The sequence below is a fragment of the Microcystis sp. M113S1 genome, from assembly GCF_020246945.1.
Lineage (GTDB): Bacteria > Cyanobacteriota > Cyanobacteriia > Cyanobacteriales > Microcystaceae > Microcystis.
Genome location: NZ_JADBSA010000057.1, coordinates 1 through 17,571 on the forward strand (window position 1 = coordinate 1; position 17,571 = coordinate 17,571).

The window sequence follows — 17,571 nt, forward strand, 5'->3', positions numbered from 1 at the left end:
AAATCCTTATCTGGCAAGAGATTTAATTGATTAGTTCGCTCTAGATCAAAAACAATTGACAAAAATCGCTAAATGCCTTTCTATATAAGGGTTACATCCCTTATAACCCCCGTCCATTGCATAACACAAACCGAAGAGCCAAAAATCCCAACTCAGTAGATTTACAAAAATGAGATGCACCCCTTTTGGGTTAGCATAGGCACTCTTGTCAAAGGAGATTGACTATTTTGATTTTAACGATAGAAAGGTATCAATATCTGGAGGAATTTTTGTAATCTTCTCAGGGCAATTAATTGTCGAATCTTGGGATTAATTTGGGGGGGATAAATGCTGGTGGCTAATTGTTCTTCTAGTAAAGCATATTCTGCCGCAGTTAGGGGTTGATTATCAAGGGGCGATCGAGCCGAAGTGATAATTTCTGCTCGTAAAACTTCTTCGGGAATATCTTCAGGAGCGGGCAAAGCAAGGGCTTTTAGGGGCGATAAGAAACCGATAGAGATGAGGATGATAATTTTTGTCGTTCGCTTCATTTAATTTAAACCGGGGGGCAATTTTTCCCGACACTGTTGATGAATTTCCCCGATTCTAGCAAACAACCAGGGATATTTTTGACGATAACTGGGAACTAGAGCCAGAGGACTGAGTAGGGCAGTGGCGGCAATATCGGCTACACTTAATTTATCCGCCACCAAATAGGGCTGATTTTGCCAATATTCTAGAATCTTGAGGGCATTTTCTAGTCGCTCCTCCGCTAGTTTTACCCTTGCTGGGGTGATTTTATATTGTTGTCGCACGATATTAATAATTATTTGACTACTCAGGGAAGGATCGATCGCTTTTCCCTCTCCGGCGCGATAATCATAATAGACAAATCTGGTCTCCACTCCAATACTTTCATCTAACCAATCCTCTAGTAACCAAGCTTGTTTTTTCTCCTTTTCCCCATCGGGAATAAAAGAGGGGAAAGGAACTACTTTTTCTAAATATTTTAAAATGGCAGTAGAATCGGCAATAATCTCATCTGCTGCCATTAAAACGGGGACAGTGGTTAACCCTTTAGTTAGGGGCCTGAGTTTGAGAATATGTAGTCCGGGGGTGAGATTTTCTACTTGGTAATCAATCCCCTTATAACCTAGAGCTAAACGAGCTTTGCGACAGTAATGAGATGTGCTAAATTGAAGTAAAAGCATTAAGTGTTGTTGGTTGCTATAGTAGTTATCAGTTACCAGTTATCAGATGTGAGTTTTCAGTTAACTGTTCACTGATTACTGATTACTGTTTACTGTTTACTGATCACTGTTGAATGAATTGGCAATAGGTCTATACTATGAGCAAACCCTCCCTTTTTTCGCCTGTTTCTCGTCCTTATGCGATTAATTCACAAGCAAAAGATCCCTGGTTAGCTGTCAATCTCTCGATGTTCTTCCCCGGTTTGGGACAATGGTATGCTAACAAAAACCAGAAAGCAACCCTTTTGGCAATCGCTCAAGTAATATTAATAATTGTGACAATTTGGTCAATTTTTAGCCACAATGGCCCTGTAAGCTGGGGATTAGGAGGAATAGTTGCCCTGGTTATCGTTTACATTAGCAATATTTTTGACGCTCACTGGACTGTTTATTATTCCAGACAGAATAACAGCTTAGAGAAAATTCCCCGGAAACAAAAAAACCCGTGGTTTGCAGTCTTCGCTAACCGGATTATACCGGGGTTAGGGCAATTGTACGCCGATAAGGTGATCTTAGGGATAATTTTTCTGACTATATCCCTGATTACCCTGAAAATGGATCATTTTTTTGCCTATATCCTCTTTCTTAACCCTTTAACTACAGCGATCGCTGTTTATCATGTTTATCACACTTTCCCCGATCAATTCCATCCCCATCGTCACACCTATCGTTCCATTTTGGCGCTGATGGTGGCAGCAATTTTTACTTGGGGAATTATCTGTAATTATTTTCCCGATTGGTTACATCAAAGAATAGAATTTTTCGAGATTCCTAGCGAATCCATGCTGCCTACCCTCACAGTAGGTGATCGCATTTTCGTCAGTCAATCCAGTAATTATCAAGCGAAAAGAGGCGATATAATTGTTTTTAGAACTCCCGAAAAAATTAAGCAACTAGAGCCTAATTCTGGAGATTTTTTTATCAAACGAGTCATCGCTATTGCTGGGGATACCATTGAAATCCGCAGGGGTAAAGTTTATCTCAACCGGCAAGTTATCGAGGAACCCTACAACGCCGAGTTGGCCAATTATGAAATAGAATTGGTGACTGTACCCCCAAAAACCCTGTTTGTTTTGGGAGATAATCGTAACCATAGTTTTGATTCCCATGCTTGGGGTTTTTTGCCGGAAAGTTATATCGTTGGTCAAGCCTATAAAGTTTACTGGCCTCTCGATCGTGTCCAGTCTTTGCTATGATGGGGATGACTGGGGTAACTTTGAGCCTAGGTGTTACAGTTAGATGAGTTTGGGTATTGTTAGATTTATAATATTCACAATCCCTTGAGTTGTTCCTGAAAAATTCCCACTGGTGCTAGATAATTAACTTCAACTTTTTCTTGATTAATATGCTCTTAAAATTCCCTCAAAAGCTAAAAATTCAGCGAATAATATTATTAGTATTTTGTCTAGGAATGGGGATAATTATCTGGTGGTTATCATGGCAATCCATCGGGATGAGCCAAATTCAACGCCCCGAAACAGTTGCTCAACAAATTTATCAAGCAATGCCAGATTTACCGAAAGAAAACAACTATACCCGTCGAGATACAGGAGCGATCGATCCGAATAATACTTTAATAAGTCGCTTTCTTCGTTATCATCAAGATACAAAAAAAAGGTTTACTCTCATCCGTTTTGATTGGCAATTAACCCTAGGGGATTATCTAGGAGTGAACGAGAAAATCAACGAAGAAAACTATCCCGGACAAGCAACCCTTACCGTTAATCCCATGGCCGCCGATATCAAAGCGATTAACAGTCTTAATCGTCGTCAACGGCAGCAGTTAGTCACCCTTCTAGTCGAAATTTATAACCCCGCCATTCTCCCCCAAGAAACCCCCACTCCTAGTCCTTCTCCTAGTCCTTCTCCCCGTCGTCCATCTTTATCAAAACCAGGAGATGCCGACCTATTAAAATTCTAGAAAATTATGGAAAAAATTCTCAAATATGGTTCAGGTTGGCGACTCGGTTGGAATCCTAATGCGGCCATTTATAAAGGATTAATTGGTGGTGATGATTGGGCGATCGAATTGACCGAGGCAGAGTGGCAAGATTTGCGTCGGTTACTATCACAATTGACCGCAACTATGGCGGCCATGGCCACAGAATTAATGGATGAAGAAAGAATTGCTTGTGAAGCGGAAAGTGAGCTTTTATGGGTAGAAGCGGACGGATTTCCCGATAATTATTCCCTGCGATTCATTCTCTATCAAGGTCGCGGTTGTGAGGGCAATTGGTCGGCCACTGCCCTGCCAGAGTTGCTCGCCGCTTGGGACAATTTGCTTTACAATTTTTAAGCAAGCGGTGGGCATAAGTTAATTTTTGTCTCCCCCTCTTGACTTTTTGATTCCCCTGTGCTGCTATGATTGCCCATCCTAGGACGAAGACTGATAATCTCACCTACACTCCGCCCCCATTGCTGAAAAACGGTTTTGCCATGACTCTCTATGTGTCCCTAAAAGCGCGAGAAACCTGGCAAAATACGATCGCTATTCCCGAACCAGTCTATCAAGAAACCATTTTCACCGGGGCCAATGCCGTCCCCATCTACGGGATTTTTTCCATTCCCCCACAAGCGAAGGGAACCATTATCGGGACCTACGGCATCACGGGAGACTTAGATAATCAATGGTTTTTAAGAATTTTAGGCAGAAAAGCCGTAGCGAGAAACTACGCAGTCGTCCTCTTCGATTGGCGCGCCCACGGTAAGACAGCCGAATTATCCCCGACTCTCACCTCCGATGGCATCTATGAAGGGCTAGATTTCATTCATATTGCCGCCCAAGCTCAAAAAATGGGCTGTCCTGCTCCTTTTTGGTTCACAGGTTACTCTCTGGGGGGACAATTGGCCCTGTGGGGAATTAAATCGGTAGAGAATCAGGAAGATATGGGGATCGATCCCGTCGATATCGGTGGTGGTGCGGTAATTTGTCCTAATTTAGACTCTAATCGTTCTTTATCCTATCTCGTCCAGGATCCCTGGGGGAAACATTTGGAAAAAGCGATCGCCAGGGAATTACGCAAGTTAGCCAAACGCATCCATCAAGCTCATCCCGATCATATCGATCCCCAAGCAATTACTCGCGCCACCACGATTGCCGGATTCGATCGAGAATTAGTGATTAAAAAGCTAGGATTTAAGACAGTTTTTGACTATTATGCCGCTAGTAGTCCCTTGCCCTTTCAACCCTATTTAACTAAACCCACTTTTATCCTCTACGCGGCCGATGATCCCCTCTTTTCCCCCGCAGTTATTCCCGATCTGCAAGCAGCGATCGCCGATAATCCCCACGTCGATCTACTCTTAACCAACCACGGTGGTCATGTGGGTTATATCAGCAGTTTATCCTGTCAGCGTCAGTGGGGCGATAGCGATCGCTGGTGGGCATGGAATCGGGTTTTAGACTGGTTTGACCAAAAAACTGGCAAATAATACTAAATCCGTTTTTAATCCTGTGATTAACTGCCGATCTAACTTTAAAAACCCAGTTATGGATTGTTTCCCCTCTATCCCCCATCCCCCATCCCCCATCCCTTCTCTCCTATACTTTTTAAACAGGATTTAGTATAATTTCTAGGAGTCATACTAAATCCTTTTTTAATCCTGTGATTAACTGCCGATCTAACTTTAAAAACCCAGTTATGGATTGTTTCCCCTCTATCCCCTATCCCCTATCCCCTATCCCCCATCCCCTATCCCCCATCCCCCATCCCCCATCCCCCATCCCTTCTCTCCTATACTTTTTAAACAGGATTTAGTATCAAAGGCCGCTAGAAACTCCTCCACCTGTTCCCGAGTCGGTTGGGATGCGATCGCTCCTGCCGCCCTTGTCACCATTGCCCCCACCGCACAGGCATAAATCACCGCATTACGCGCTAAATCGGCATTTTCCCCGATTTGATCGCCTCCAAGACTAGCACGAGCTAAAAAACCCGCCACAAAGCCATCTCCTGCCCCGGTTGTATCCACTACCTCTCCAGTAAAAGCCTCAACAGTGCCGCTATTTTCGCCTAAATGATATTTACAACCTTTTGCGCCGCCAGTAACCAGAATTGCCCCTAAATTGGGGTATTGTGATGATATTCTGACGGGGGTATCAGTGCCAAATAACCATGCTGCTTCTTCCTCGCTACATTTGAGCAAATCGGCCCGGACGATAAAATCTCGAATCCGATCAGGAGCGGCCTCAAGATTAGGCCAAAAAACCGGCCGCCAGTTGATATCGATCAATACTTTCACCCCGTAAATTTTAGCTAATTCGAGGGCGCGCATCATCGCCGCTCTCGCCGGGGGATAGGCTAACCCTAGGGTTCCCATAACTAGATAATCGGCATTTTTAAAGATATTTTCGGCTAATAAGTCACCATTAAGGGCAGTATCGGCAAAATCCGTCGTTTTAATGCCGCCAAAACCCGCAAAATGTCTGTCTCCCCCAGCATCGCGGGTGACATAAACTTGTCGGGTGGGTAGGGTGGGGTGATACTGTACACCAGTGGTATCGACTCCGAGAGCGTCTAGCAAGGCGATTAACTGTTCCCCTCGTTGATCTTTGCCCACACAACCGATAAAAGCCGAATTTATGCCCAATTTTCGCAATCCACAGGCCACGTTTGCCGGCGCACCCCCGGCATAGGTTGTCCAAGAAGTCACTTGCTCTATAGAGCGCTCGCTTTGATCGGCAATTAGATCAGAGAGGATTTCCCCTAAACAAATGACAGACACTGGCGAAGATCTTTGATGGTTAAGCATTGCTGTGGGGTGTGGGGAAGCTTTTTTCAGTGTTGCCAAAGGCACGGCGTAGCCGTCCAGTAAACAGTAAACAGTAATCAGTGAGGTTCTTCGTTACTTGGTATGGTTCGATCGGGTGGCATAAATCGACTAAATCCTTATTTGGCAAGAGACTTAATTGATTAGTTCGTTCTAGAGCGAAAACAATTGACAAAAATGGCCAAATGTCTTTCTCTGTAAGAGTTTCATTCCTTATAACCCTGTCCGTTGCATCACACAAACCGAAGAACGGCTCTCTTAGGTTTGGTGGGTAAAATGTATTCTAAGATACAGTTCTGCTGGCGAGCGAGTAGAAGGAACCACAGAGACACAGAGGACACAAAGATTGATCGCTTCTATAGTAAGTTAAACTGATCACACAAACCGAAGAACCATAACTGATAACTGATAACTGATCACTGATCACTGATCACTGATTAATAACTTGTCAAGAAATCACGATAAATCAACTAGAGATTATCTGAGGCATTGAGTATAATCAAACACATAGATAGATTAGGGGAAATTGCTCATAATCAGTCCGATCGAGCGTGAATCCTCTTTCTCGGAAAAATATCTTCTCCTATTTTTTAGTCTTAGACTAAGGAAATATCATGGTTGATTGTAGTCAGATTCAGTTTGACGAGGATAAAAGCAAGATAGATCTATTGCAACTACGAGAATTATTTAATTTAACCGCATTTTGGGCAATCGATCGCCGTTTGGAAGATTTAGCAACCGCAATTGACTATAGTGATCCAGTGGTGACGGTGTGGAATGAGCGGCAATTAATTGGTTTTGCTCGCGCCATTTCTGACGGCATTTATCGGGCAACTATTTGGGATGTGATTGTTCATCCCGATTATCAGGGAGCCGGTTTAGGGCGTAAATTAGTAGAAACAGTTTTGGCCCATCCCCGAATAAATCGGGTGGAAAGAGTCTATTTGATGACTACTAATCAAGAAAAATTTTACCAGCACATTGGTTTCCAAAGCAATGCCACGACGACGATGGTATTATTTAATCGTTATACCGAGGAGTTTCCCTATCCGGCGATCGAGGTAAAGAAAAAACGATCCGTGTGAGCTTGTCCTGACTATTGTTATCGATTTGATCTAAGCTCATTTCCCCCCCCGATACTTCGATAATGCCTTTCGCTAACTGGAATTTAAGACCGGGAGAAAGACCGAGAGCTTGGGTAAATTGTTTGACTTCTTCTGGCTTTGATTCTAAACTCAAAGGGGAAATTTCTGGCATTTGCCAGAGAGGGATTTCCCCCGGAAATTCTAGGACAATAGTGACTTTTTTCTCGCAAAGAGTGCTTACCGAGATACAAATAGAGCCACTCGCTAAGTTAGCGATCGCTGCATCAACGAGAAGGACAAGAGCGGAGGTTAAACGCTGATAATCGGCAATAATAGCAATATCATCGGTTAAAGGGCTAAATTTAAGCTTAATATTGCGATTAGCTGCCTGTAAATAGGTTAAACTTGCCCAATCTTCCCAAAGTTTAGTTAAAGAAAAAATTTCTCGCTCCAGAGGTATAGTACCCGACTCTAGTTTGGAGAGATTAATCATCTCATCGAGCATTGCCATCAGTTTACGGCCCGCCAGTTGTCCTTGGGCGATAAATTCCCTTTCTTCGGCTGGACTTTCACAAAGATCGGCGAGAATCAGTTGATGGAGACTGATCATACTGCTCAATGGCGATCGCAATTCGTGGGCAACCCGTCCCAAAAAACTGCTTTTGAGGTGATTAATTGCCACAGCCAGGTGATAAGCGAGGCGAGTTTGCTGTAATTCCCGTTTTAAAGCGTCAATATCGTCCATATTTACAGAAAAACTGCCCCTTGTCGTAAGACATCCCATCCTTGACATTGCCAACGCGCGACGGTGGAGGGTTGTCCACTATTGATTATTCCCCATGCTTGCCTTTCTGTGGGCGCTAACACCGTCACCGAGGGAAAAGTAGTCATAATTGCGGATGGAGTTAATAAAGGCTCTTGTCCTGACAGATTAGCACTTGTGGTCGCTAAAACACCAGTTCGACCGAGAATTTCTCTTGCGATCGCATGAGCGGGAACTCGGATACCAATCGTGCTAGGATTTTTAGGGTTAAGAGCTTTTGGTACTTTTTCAGAAGCAGGTAAAACCAAAGTTAGGGAGCCAGGCCAGTATTTTTCGGTCATTTGCTGCCAAATTTCCCTTTCTTCCTGATTTCCCTTGACATAATCCCATAAATCTGCTGCTGAGGCCGCCATGAGAATTAAAGGTTTATCAAAAGTCCGTTTTTTAGCGGCAAAAATCAGGGAAGAATAGGGGGGAGAAACCGCTAAAGCGGGAACTGTATCCGTGGGAAAAGAAACCACTTGACCACTTAGGGCCGCGTGAACAATTTCGTTAAGAGAACCAGTAGGCATTGAGAATTGATCATTTTTGGGGACTAATTTAGCCTAAAACTTTTTGGCACAATTTTAAAGGGTAAGCAGTTGATCAATATTAATTTTACTAACACTTGCTCCTAGTGCCTCTTGTCAAAAACGGTCAACTTCTTAACCTTCCAGAATCAGAAAACGATCACACCGCCTCCATTAACCTTTAGTTCACTCCCGCGCAGATAAACTGTCAGGCCAACTGTTAGCTTGCTATATTTTTCCACCGCTTCTCAAAAAATCAAGAAACTGTTTGGCTTCATTCTCAGTAAGTTGATAGCGGGAAACCTTTCCAAATTTTTCTTTTAAATATTCCTTACCCTGTTCTCTACTCCAAGATAATCTCTCCATTTCCGTAGCGATGAGTCGAATTTCAGGCATAAGTTCAACCACTCCCGCGATCAAACGATAGCATGATAGAGGAAGATTGGCATCGGGCTGCCAGGGCTGTCCGAGACTGAGGCAGATTAAACAGTGATGGCTTATTTCTTCCTCTCGATCGAGTTTCTCTAGAATTATCGGATCGGTGATGCTAAGATCAAAATCTGCGAAATCATACTGAGCATCAGCAATAATCCCCCGCCATTTCCCCCTGCTGTTTTTACGGCAGCAGAATGATTTTGCCTCAATCAATTGGAGAGTGCGTACTGGAGCTTGAGATTTCAGATATTGATAAGGTATCGACTTTCTGTAATCGGGATATAATAAATTGCCCTCGCAAAACTGTAAAAGATTGGCGACCTCTGCTTTACCAATAATTTGCCAAGGTAAGTTCTTGTAACCAATATTCTCAATTTCATAGCCAGATTTTCTCTCGCTGTCGATAGGAATACTGAGGATATCCAAAATACGAATTTTGCTAGTCTGAATAAAGTTATTGTCTAGGGGTATTCTGCCGTCCTCTAACTCTGAAATCGGTCTAACCCACTGACCCGACTCTCGATCTATTCCCGCAATACATCTTTCATGATGTTTATAAGAATTAGCCAGACAAATTATCTCCATATAGCTACAAGTGAATAATTTCTATATTATGGAAATGGGACTGAAGATACTCGGCGGCAAGTCGCCTGTGGCAAAAGTGAGGTTTGTCTTCGCTACAAAGAAAACAAGAATTCTGCAAGCTGTCCGGTTTGATCGTTGATTCAATATGTCTTTGACGCAGAATCGTCAGGTATTTTTTAGAGTAATCTTCCCACGATATTTGTTTCTTTTTGTAGGCATCTAAAATTTCTTGAGTGGGCGCAAGTGATAGTTCATGGGAGTAATCGATGCCGCCAATCTCAGAGAGAAAGTACTTTAAGTCGTTTTGTTTGGCAAAGCCGGATAACTGGGATGTATTATTCAAGCGAGTATCGATGATTTTAGTAACGCCCGCTTTTCTTAAACCCTCAAAGAAACTAGATGCAGATTTTCGGGTAAACCCGATCGTGAAAAGTTTAATCATGATCTTTCTCCACATAGGCTATGCGATCGCCCTGCAGCTGATAAGCTTGACGAATTCTCTCGCTTCGCGCCAACTGAGGTTGACTGACTGTAGGGAAAAGAGATAGTTGTCCATTCTCCTGTTTGTCTTGCAAGTCATGAATTTGCAAGAGTCGTTCTTCCAGATTTTCGTGGTACTCCAATTCGCCATTGCTGTGAATGTGGGCAATTTCAAGGTTAAAAGAGATAAGGTGCTGGCACACCAGAATAGCTCTATGGCAAGTGATCGGGTCTTTCTCGGCACACATCAGGGCAATGCGATGATTTTGCACTCCTTTGATGATGCGCTTCAGTCCCTGTTGGAATGAGTCAAGGACAGCAATTTTTTCGTAAAGGGCTTTGCCTTCCACATAACAGCTACTATCTGCAGGCCGCGCCCCTAGCTCCGCCCCTAAAAAAACATAGCGAATCTCTGCTGTGGGTAGGTAGGACTGGAGCGCTTGTTTGTTGAAGTGAGGAAGATAGCGGCTGTAAGGAGCGGAACGCACATCTGCTAAAGCGTTGATGTTATGAATGGAGAGCAGTTCGAGGAACTTTTCCGGGGTGTGGTTAGAATGCCCGATCGTAAATATAGCCAGCATTGTATCTAACTTGATAGTTTAGTAATTTACCTTATTATATCTCAGTCTCTCTGGGGTTATCGAGCCAGATAACTGTTAGTTTACCATAGTAGGTTAGCCACAGCCCGGAATATAAAATTCAAACTTAGGTATAATTTATATATCTCCAACCAATTATCGACGATTAATTATGAATGAGCCTGATACTTTTGCTAATCTCGAACAATTAGAATATATTCCCTACCTAGATGCCACGGGTAATATCTGTGCTGATTTCCAGGGGAAAATCGGGGTTTATGCCATTTTTGATCGAGAACAAGTCTTAGAGTTTGTCGGCTATTCTCGTGATATTTATCTCAGTTTAAAACAACATCTTGCCCGACAGCCCCAAGCTTGTTATTGGCTAAAAATACAGTTGATTGATCGTCCTAATCGGACTATTCTCGAATCGATTAAACAAGCTTGGCTAAGAGAAAGTCAGGCAGTAATCGGCAATGAAAAACTCTGGACAGAACCAATTGATGCTAAATTAACCATGACTGAGACAGAAAAAGAATTTTATCAAAGTGCTGACGAATTGGGGCAAATCAAGTTATTAAAACAGGTATCCAGACGAGTAGAAAACGATATTTTATCAACCCTAGAAAAACGGGGAGTACAGATGGAAATTCGTTTTAATCCCAAGTTAAAAGAACAGGGTTTGCTCGATTTAAAGTAAAAATTCCTAGGGGCGATCGATTCTCCAGACAAACCGCTATGATAGTATATCGCCCCATCCCGACACCAATGGAACAGCGATGACCACTCAAGACTGGCCAAACCTACTGCAGCAACTACTCGATCGAAAATCCCTTTCCCTTAACCAAGCTGAAGAATTAATGACTGGATGGTTAAACGGCCAGATTCCGGAAGTTTTATCGGGGGCGATTTTAGCGGCTTTGCAAGCAAAAGGAGTCTCGGCCGCGGAATTAGCGGGAATGGCCACAGTTTTACGGCAACAATCTCGCTTAGAAGACCCTAAACCCCATACTACTCCCGTTATCGATACCTGTGGCACCGGCGGTGACGGGTCCTCCACTTTTAATATTTCCACTGCTGTGGCTTTTGTGGCGGCCGCCGGGGGCGTAAAAGTGGCTAAACACGGCAATCGCTCGGCTTCCAGCAAGGTCGGTTCGGCCGATGTTCTAGAATATCTTGGGGTTAATTTAAGCGCCCCTAGCGAGAAAGTAGCGGCGGCTTTAGATGGGGTGGGAGTGACCTTTCTTTTTGCCCCCGGTTGGCATCCAGCCCTGAAAAGTGTGGCTAATCTCCGCAAAACCCTGAAAGTTCGCACGGTTTTTAATCTTCTTGGCCCTCTAGTTAATCCTCTCCGTCCCACAGGTCAAGTTATCGGGGTTTATGACCGGCAATTTCTCACCCCCATGGCCACGGCTTTAGCACAAATGGGAACCCCAAAGGCGATTATTGTTCACGGCCGGGAAAAACTCGACGAGGTGGGGTTAGGAGATCTGACCGATATGGCTTTATTAAATAATGGTGAGGTGATTTCTGGGGCGATCGATCCTTTGTCAATTTCTATCCCCAGAGCTAGTTTAAATGCCCTTAAAGGCGGGGAAGTGCCAGAAAATGCCGAAATACTCAAAAATGTCCTGCAAGGGGGTGGAACGCCGGCTCAACGGGATGCTGTGGCAATTAATGCCTCTCTTGCCCTACAGGTGGCAGCAAAGGTCACTTTTGGCGATCATGCTGCTGGTTTCGCTCTCGCACGCGAGATTTTAGCCAGTGGGTTAGCTTGGCAAAAATTAGAGGAGTTGGTTAAGTTTCTCTCCTAGGACAATTCACAGGAGTCAGGAGACTCCGAGACAGGAGATAGGGTGGTCACTGCGTGTGCGTTGCGGGGGGTTTTGGGGTTTTGGGGTGTTAGGGTGTTAGGGTGGTCACTGCGTGCGCGTTGCGGGGGGTGTTAGGGTTTTAGTTGAAATTCCCCCACTTCCCCACTTCCCCACTTCCCCACTTCCCCACTTCCCCACTTCCCCACTCTGCAATAATTACTCGCAGCCAGAAATACGTTTGGAGTATCATACTTTGTGCTTTTTGTCAAAAAAACTTTTTTTTTGCAATAAAACTACACAAAAAAAAGATCATCGTTGCTGGTGAAATTGACTGATTTACCCGTCTTAATTAGGATAACCTTCTAGGTTTGGCAAGGGTTTCAACCATTGCTGCCCAAAAAAGCACAGAATAACCGACTATGAAATTCTATCAAATCGCTGTAACCATTGCAACATCGTTGTTAAATAAAAATCTTTCTCAATTAATTCTTAAGAATTTATAAATATTGCGAAATGTTAATTTAAATATTCTCAAGTTTTTGCAGTCAATAAATAATTTTTACTTATCTTTGTCGGAAAATAGAACTCCTGCAAAAATCCCACATCTACCATGGGGTTAGGAGTCAGTTATCAGTTATCAGTTATCAGTTCACTGAGAAAACTCCCCACACCCCACACCCCACACCCCACACCCCACTTATTCAACGAAGATGAAAGAATCATGGCGAGAACGTCTGAATATCTCTCGAATAGCGATTAATGCCCCGAGGTTAACCATTGCTTTCTGGTTAGCGGTGGCCGTGGCGGGAATTTTGGCTTTTAGTTCCCTAAAATACGCTCTTTTCCCCGATATCAGCTTTCCAGTCGTAATAATTAACGCTCAAGCGGATTTAGCTACTGCTATCACCACGGAACAGCAATTAACTAAACCCCTAGAAAATCCCCTTTTCTCTCTCCCCGGTTGTCGCGATGTGTCCTCGACTACTTCCCCCGGACAGTCAGTAATCAGCGTTTTCTTTAAAATTGGCACAAATTTAGACAGGGCTACGGCAGCAGTTAAACAGGCTATCTCGCAAGTCCCTTTACCCCCTCAAGCTACCACAGAAGTTATCCCCGTTGATTTAAATGAGTCGGCAACAGTCACCTATGCGCTGGTGAGTGAGCAGAAAACTCTGGAAGAATTAAGCCAAATCGCCCAAGATAATTTAATTCCGCCCTTAAAAGCTCTCGAAGGTACGGCTAAAGTTAATTTACTCGGTCAAAGTACAGTTAGGGAAGATAATCCCCATAAAAGCTTAACCCGACCATTGCCCACGCTGGTGCGCTTTAATGGCCAAGAGGCGATCGCAGTGCAGGTAATCAAACAAGGTGCTGCCAATAGTCTCGATCTGGCCGCCCAAGCAGAAAAACTGGTTAAAGACATAGCACAAAAACTGCCCGATGTCAAGATAATTTTAGCTGAAACCCAAGCGGAATATATTCGCGCTGCCCTACAAGGCACGATCGATGATTTACTTTTGGCAGTTTTGCTGTCGGTGCTGGTGATATTGATATTTTTAGGCAGTTTCGCCGCTACAATCATTTCTGCTCTGGTTATCCCCCTATCTCTTTTGGGGACTTTCATTATCATGGCAATCTATGGGTTTAATCTGGAAACCCTGACGCTGCTGGCCCTCGCTTTGGTGATCGGCATTGTCGTGGATGATGCGATCGTTGATGTGGAGAATATTTCCCGTTTAATCGACGCGGGGGAAACCCCGAAAAATGCGGCACTCAAGGGGACAAGGGAGATCGGATTAGCTGTCACTGCTTCCACTTTAACCATTGTTGCCGTGTTTATACCCGTCGCTTTTATGGGGGGTGCGGTGGGACAGTTTTTCCAACCCTTCGGTTTAACTGTCTCGGCTGCGGTGATTTTTTCTCTGTTGATCGCCAGAACTTTATCGCCAGTTTTGGCAGTATATTGGCTGAAACCGCAGTCACGGGCAAAAATGACGAAACAAAAGCGACCGATTGAGAACGCCTATCGACGGCTCTTAAACTGGTCATTGCGTCATCGTTTGCTGGTCATTGCTATTGCCCTAATTACCTTTTTTGCGGGTATTGCCCTGATTCCTTTTATTTCTAGGGGATTTATTCCCCGACTCGATCGCGGCGAGTTTAATCTGGTTTATACTTCTCCTTTGCCGAAAATAACGCAAATTAGTCCTAATAAACCGACGGCTAAGAGTTCTAGCGATAGTTTCGCTTGGATTTCCCAGTTAGCGAGTTCTCCCGAAAGTTTTCTTTTGCGTCGCACTATCCGTGATGGCAGCAAATTAGAAGCGCCGATTTTGCGGGATGGGGAAGTGGAATCGACTTTTATGATCGCCGGTTTACGGGGTGAGCCGAATCGTGGCAAAATTCACATTAAACTGAAGAGCGATCGTCAATCTCACACCAGTGCGGTGCAGCAACGGATTCGGCAAATTTTACCGACAATTAGAGGGGTGAATGTCAGTATCGAGGACATTCCTTTTGTGCAGACGGAAGCGGAAAAGCCGATCCAAATTGCGATTAAAAGCGATGATTTGCAGCTGTTGCGCGATAGTGCCGAGAAATTGCGGGTTGAGGCCGCTAAAATCGCCGGTTTAAAGGATATTTCCCTATCATCTAGATTAAATGAGCGGGGGGATTTTTTGGCGATCGAGCGTTTAAATGGTCAACAGGCGATTTTTCTCAGTGCTAATCTTAGTCCGGATTTAGGATTAGAAGATGCGGCCATTAAAATTGAAGGGATTCCTTTACCGGAAGGGATAACTTTACAGCGTTGGGGTACTTCTTCTCAAAGTAGCGATGTTTTGGGCAGTTTTGGTCGCACTTTAATCCTAGCGACAATTTTAATGTTAGGAGTTTTATGGTTATTATTCAGAAGACTGTTAGAAACTATCGTCATCGCTTTATGTTTACCTTTAGCGATTGTGGGGGCAATGTTGGGGTTATTGGTAACGGGTAGTGAGTTTAGTATGATTTCTCTGATCGGGTTTATCTTCCTCTTGGGATTACTTGATAAAAACGCTGTGTTATTGCTGGATTATACTAACCAATTGCGTCAACAGGGTTGGAGTCGGGAGCAAGCGGTTTTGGAGACGGGAATGATTAGGTTAAGACCGATTTTAATGACCACTTGTTCGACAATTTTAGGCATGATTCCGATCGCTTTGGGATTGGGTACTGGTGCGGAATTGCGGCAACCCATGGCGATGGTAATTGTGGGAGGTTTAGTCACTTCTTCCCTGTTGAGTTTAATTGTTGTGCCTGTGTTATATCTAAGTTTAGAGGATGTTTGGAACCAGATTAAAGCCGGTCAAAAGTAGCTATTTTTACCGTTTTAGCTTCTGATTACTATAGAGTCGTTTGAATTCTTTTTGTTGTTGATTATGATCGACAATTGGCTCAGGATAACCACAACGATGTCTTTCTAAATGGGGGATTTTCCCGGTTACTAAATATTCCGTATCTACGGAAGCTAATTCCGGCAACCATTGACGAATATATTCCCCTTCTGGATCGAATTTTTGTGTCTGACTAGCGGGATTAAAAATTCTTAAAGGTTTCGGATCCATACCACTAGAGGCACTCCACTGCCAACCACCATTATTAGCGGCTAAATCGCCATCAAAAAGTTTCTGCATGAAGTATTTTTCGCCTTTTTGCCAGTTAATAATTAAGTCTTTGGTTAAAAAACTCGCCACGATCATGCGACAACGATTGTGCATCCATCCTGTTTCATTTAATTGTCGCATCGCCGCGTCAACGATGGGATAGCCGGTTTTTCCCTCACACCAAGCTTGAAAATGTTCTTCGTTATCCTGCCAAGGAAAATGACGAAATTCTGTTCTATAAGCACCGACCGCCAATTCTGGGAAAAAATAGAGACAATGCTGGTAAAATTCCCGCCAGGCTAACTCTTGCTGCCAAGTGATAATACCATCTTTTGCTTCCTGGGCGCGGCAATTTTCTAATAACTCTAGGGTTGCCGTCCAAATGGTGCGAATGCCAATCGCGCCAAATTTTAAAGCGGCACTCAAGCGCGAGGTGCCATCAACAGCGGGGAAGTTACGATCTTCTTGATAATTGTTAATAACCCCTTGACAAAATTCTTCTAATCTGCTATTAGCGGCCTTTTCTCCGGGGGTGAGGGGTAAGGGATTTTGCCAAGTAAAACCTAAATTTTCTAGGGTTGGTAAATTAATAGTTTCTGTGAGTTTCTCCCCCTCATTTTCGTCTAATCCTTGCAGGTTTTCTAGGGTTGTGGGGCTGGCTTTGGCTAATTGGCTCCAATTTTTCCAAAAAGGAGTATATACGGTGTAGGGGCTTTTTGAGAGGGTGAGGACTTGCCCTGGAGCGTGGAGAAGTTGATCCCAGAAGGTTTCTACCTCAATTCCTTTTGTTTGTAAAGCGGCAATTACCTGTTGATCCCGTTGACGCGCGTAGGGTTCAATATCGAGGTTAAAAAAAACTGCTTTTGCTGATAAATTGCTGGCTAAGTTGACGAGTGTTTGACTGGGGTTGCCGCGAATAATCAGTAATTGACTACCTTTTTGGCGATAATTTTTGGCTAATTCCTCTAGACAACCGAGGAGATAGGCAACTCTCGCAGAGGCGATATCATCCCCTTCTAAAATAGCAGGATCGAGGCAGAAAACCCCGATAATTTTCGGACTACGTTCCCTAGCTTTACTAAGTCCAATATTGTCCGAGAGACGTAAATCGCGACGATGCCAGAAAAGGATTAGATTTGACATAGAATGAGGTGATGAGAAGATTATCAGGAGCGAGATTATTGGAGGTAAAACTGCAAGCCAGAAATACTCTTTCTATAATTATAGGACAGTGGATCAAGAATAATTATCTAATTTTACAATCTAGCTGTGATTGGCAGTTAATTTATTGACAAAATCTCGATGTTCTGTTGTTTCTAACCCCCGCTGCAAAATCACTAAAACTTTTCCTAAGTCGCCCATTAATAAAGCGTTTTTATCTAGCCATAAACCGGGGAAGATTTGGGAGCGCATTATGCCATCACTATCGGGTTCTAGTTTAATATATTCTCCTGCCTGTAGCCGAAACCAATCAAATTCTCGTTCATAAAACCGCCAGACTAGGTATTCTTGGACTTGATTGCGACGATAGACATTTAATTTTTGATGCACATCGTAGGAAGCACTAGAAGCGGCAATTTCGACAATTAATTCCGGCGCGCCTTCTACATAATCATCTTGAC

18 protein-coding genes are annotated in these 17,571 nt (G+C 43.7%); 8 read left to right on the plus strand and 10 right to left on the minus strand.

Going from position 1 to position 17,571, the window contains the following annotated elements; genetic code table 11:
- Positions 1-233: 233 nt before the first annotated feature.
- Together IM319_RS03375 and IM319_RS03380 are read right to left on the minus strand one after the other, a co-directional pair.
- Complete coding sequence (locus tag IM319_RS03375; protein ID WP_286826972.1) at positions 234-530, minus strand: glutathione S-transferase; 297 nt, start codon at positions 528-530, stop codon at positions 234-236.
- The gene (locus tag IM319_RS03380; RefSeq protein WP_287734639.1) at positions 531-1,190 is read right to left on the minus strand and encodes a glutathione S-transferase family protein; all 660 of its coding nucleotides are present in this window, start codon (positions 1,188-1,190) and stop codon (positions 531-533) included.
- 137 nt (positions 1,191-1,327) lie between these two features.
- Here IM319_RS03380 and lepB point away from each other — a divergent pair, with 137 nt between their 5' ends.
- The 4 genes from lepB to IM319_RS03400 all read left to right on the plus strand — a co-directional run bounded on the left by lepB (position 1,328) and on the right by IM319_RS03400 (position 4,661).
- Positions 1,328-2,425 (plus strand): signal peptidase I, encoded by a 1,098-nt coding sequence (lepB, locus tag IM319_RS03385; protein ID WP_287734641.1) that lies wholly within the window; start codon positions 1,328-1,330, stop codon positions 2,423-2,425.
- Between the two features lie 149 nt (positions 2,426-2,574).
- The gene (locus IM319_RS03390; RefSeq protein ID WP_287734642.1) at positions 2,575-3,150 is read left to right on the plus strand and encodes a hypothetical protein; all 576 of its coding nucleotides are present in this window, start codon (positions 2,575-2,577) and stop codon (positions 3,148-3,150) included.
- A gap of 6 nt (positions 3,151-3,156) precedes the next feature.
- Positions 3,157-3,525, plus strand: a complete 369-nt coding sequence (locus tag IM319_RS03395; protein ID WP_287734643.1) for a DUF1818 family protein — start codon at positions 3,157-3,159, stop codon at positions 3,523-3,525.
- A gap of 65 nt (positions 3,526-3,590) precedes the next feature.
- A complete protein-coding gene (locus IM319_RS03400) occupies positions 3,591-4,661 on the plus strand; it encodes a YheT family hydrolase (RefSeq protein WP_287734644.1) in 1,071 nt (356 codons plus the stop codon).
- Between the two features lie 246 nt (positions 4,662-4,907).
- On the opposite strand, the gene IM319_RS03405 is transcribed toward IM319_RS03400, so the two are convergent.
- A complete protein-coding gene (locus IM319_RS03405; protein WP_287734654.1) occupies positions 4,908-5,978 on the minus strand; it encodes a carbohydrate kinase family protein in 1,071 nt (356 codons plus the stop codon).
- A 632-nt stretch (positions 5,979-6,610) separates the two neighbouring features.
- On the opposite strand from IM319_RS03405, the gene IM319_RS03410 reads away from it, so the two are divergent.
- A complete protein-coding gene (locus IM319_RS03410; protein ID WP_287734645.1) occupies positions 6,611-7,081 on the plus strand; it encodes a GNAT family N-acetyltransferase in 471 nt (156 codons plus the stop codon).
- On the opposite strand, the gene IM319_RS03415 is transcribed toward IM319_RS03410, so the two are convergent.
- The 5 genes from IM319_RS03415 to IM319_RS03435 all read right to left on the minus strand — a co-directional run bounded on the left by IM319_RS03415 (position 7,017) and on the right by IM319_RS03435 (position 10,494).
- A complete protein-coding gene (locus IM319_RS03415) occupies positions 7,017-7,874 on the minus strand; it encodes a sensor histidine kinase (protein WP_287734646.1) in 858 nt (285 codons plus the stop codon). The genes IM319_RS03410 and IM319_RS03415 overlap by 65 nt on opposite strands.
- Complete coding sequence (locus tag IM319_RS03420; protein ID WP_286824428.1) at positions 7,829-8,416, minus strand: L-threonylcarbamoyladenylate synthase; 588 nt, start codon at positions 8,414-8,416, stop codon at positions 7,829-7,831. The genes IM319_RS03415 and IM319_RS03420 overlap by 46 nt, the downstream gene beginning before the upstream one ends.
- 225 nt (positions 8,417-8,641) lie before the next feature.
- A complete protein-coding gene (locus IM319_RS03425) occupies positions 8,642-9,433 on the minus strand; it encodes a dual OB domain-containing protein (protein ID WP_287734647.1) in 792 nt (263 codons plus the stop codon).
- A gap of 4 nt (positions 9,434-9,437) precedes the next feature.
- Positions 9,438-9,875, minus strand: a complete 438-nt coding sequence (locus tag IM319_RS03430) for a DUF488 family protein (protein ID WP_287734648.1) — start codon at positions 9,873-9,875, stop codon at positions 9,438-9,440.
- Positions 9,868-10,494: a DUF488 family protein gene (locus IM319_RS03435; RefSeq protein WP_199273263.1), complete on the minus strand. Its 627-nt coding sequence runs from the start codon at positions 10,492-10,494 to the stop codon at positions 9,868-9,870. Before IM319_RS03435 ends, IM319_RS03430 begins: the two co-directional genes overlap by 8 nt.
- Positions 10,495-10,663: 169 nt before the next feature.
- Between IM319_RS03435 and IM319_RS03440 the strand changes: the two genes are divergently transcribed.
- From IM319_RS03440 to IM319_RS03450, 3 genes are all read left to right on the plus strand, one after another.
- Positions 10,664-11,191: a GIY-YIG nuclease family protein gene (locus IM319_RS03440; RefSeq protein ID WP_287077902.1), complete on the plus strand. Its 528-nt coding sequence runs from the start codon at positions 10,664-10,666 to the stop codon at positions 11,189-11,191.
- Between the two features lie 79 nt (positions 11,192-11,270).
- Positions 11,271-12,305, plus strand: a complete 1,035-nt coding sequence (gene trpD / locus IM319_RS03445) for an anthranilate phosphoribosyltransferase (protein WP_287077903.1) — start codon at positions 11,271-11,273, stop codon at positions 12,303-12,305.
- Positions 12,306-13,015: 710 nt separating this feature from the next.
- Entirely contained in the window at positions 13,016-15,661 is a 2,646-nt protein-coding gene (locus IM319_RS03450) for an efflux RND transporter permease subunit (RefSeq protein ID WP_287734650.1), read from the plus strand.
- Positions 15,662-15,667: 6 nt separating this feature from the next.
- On the opposite strand, the gene IM319_RS03455 is transcribed toward IM319_RS03450, so the two are convergent.
- Together IM319_RS03455 and IM319_RS03460 are read right to left on the minus strand one after the other, a co-directional pair.
- The gene (locus IM319_RS03455; RefSeq protein ID WP_287684141.1) at positions 15,668-17,092 is read right to left on the minus strand and encodes an FAD-binding domain-containing protein; all 1,425 of its coding nucleotides are present in this window, start codon (positions 17,090-17,092) and stop codon (positions 15,668-15,670) included.
- A gap of 120 nt (positions 17,093-17,212) precedes the next feature.
- The coding region (locus IM319_RS03460) for a Uma2 family endonuclease (RefSeq protein ID WP_287734652.1) at positions 17,213-17,571 on the minus strand (359 nt) is incomplete at its 5' end.

Coding starts and splice junctions, on each gene's coding strand:
- IM319_RS03390 (WP_287734642.1), top strand. CDS start 2,575: ATGCTCTTAAAATTCCCTCAAAAGCTAAAAATTCAGCGAATAATATTA.
- IM319_RS03405 (WP_287734654.1), bottom strand. CDS start 5,978: ATGCTTAACCATCAAAGATCTTCGCCAGTGTCTGTCATTTGTTTAGGG.
- IM319_RS03375 (WP_286826972.1), bottom strand. CDS start 530: ATGAAGCGAACGACAAAAATTATCATCCTCATCTCTATCGGTTTCTTA.
- IM319_RS03415 (WP_287734646.1), bottom strand. CDS start 7,874: ATGTCAAGGATGGGATGTCTTACGACAAGGGGCAGTTTTTCTGTAAAT.
- IM319_RS03400 (WP_287734644.1), top strand. CDS start 3,591: ATGATTGCCCATCCTAGGACGAAGACTGATAATCTCACCTACACTCCG.
- trpD (WP_287077903.1), top strand. CDS start 11,271: ATGACCACTCAAGACTGGCCAAACCTACTGCAGCAACTACTCGATCGA.
- IM319_RS03435 (WP_199273263.1), bottom strand. CDS start 10,494: ATGCTGGCTATATTTACGATCGGGCATTCTAACCACACCCCGGAAAAG.
- IM319_RS03440 (WP_287077902.1), top strand. CDS start 10,664: ATGAATGAGCCTGATACTTTTGCTAATCTCGAACAATTAGAATATATT.
- lepB (WP_287734641.1), top strand. CDS start 1,328: ATGAGCAAACCCTCCCTTTTTTCGCCTGTTTCTCGTCCTTATGCGATT.
- IM319_RS03420 (WP_286824428.1), bottom strand. CDS start 8,416: ATGCCTACTGGTTCTCTTAACGAAATTGTTCACGCGGCCCTAAGTGGT.
- IM319_RS03425 (WP_287734647.1), bottom strand. CDS start 9,433: ATGGAGATAATTTGTCTGGCTAATTCTTATAAACATCATGAAAGATGT.
- IM319_RS03410 (WP_287734645.1), top strand. CDS start 6,611: ATGGTTGATTGTAGTCAGATTCAGTTTGACGAGGATAAAAGCAAGATA.
- IM319_RS03450 (WP_287734650.1), top strand. CDS start 13,016: ATGAAAGAATCATGGCGAGAACGTCTGAATATCTCTCGAATAGCGATT.
- IM319_RS03380 (WP_287734639.1), bottom strand. CDS start 1,190: ATGCTTTTACTTCAATTTAGCACATCTCATTACTGTCGCAAAGCTCGT.
- IM319_RS03430 (WP_287734648.1), bottom strand. CDS start 9,875: ATGATTAAACTTTTCACGATCGGGTTTACCCGAAAATCTGCATCTAGT.
- IM319_RS03395 (WP_287734643.1), top strand. CDS start 3,157: ATGGAAAAAATTCTCAAATATGGTTCAGGTTGGCGACTCGGTTGGAAT.
- IM319_RS03455 (WP_287684141.1), bottom strand. CDS start 17,092: ATGTCAAATCTAATCCTTTTCTGGCATCGTCGCGATTTACGTCTCTCG.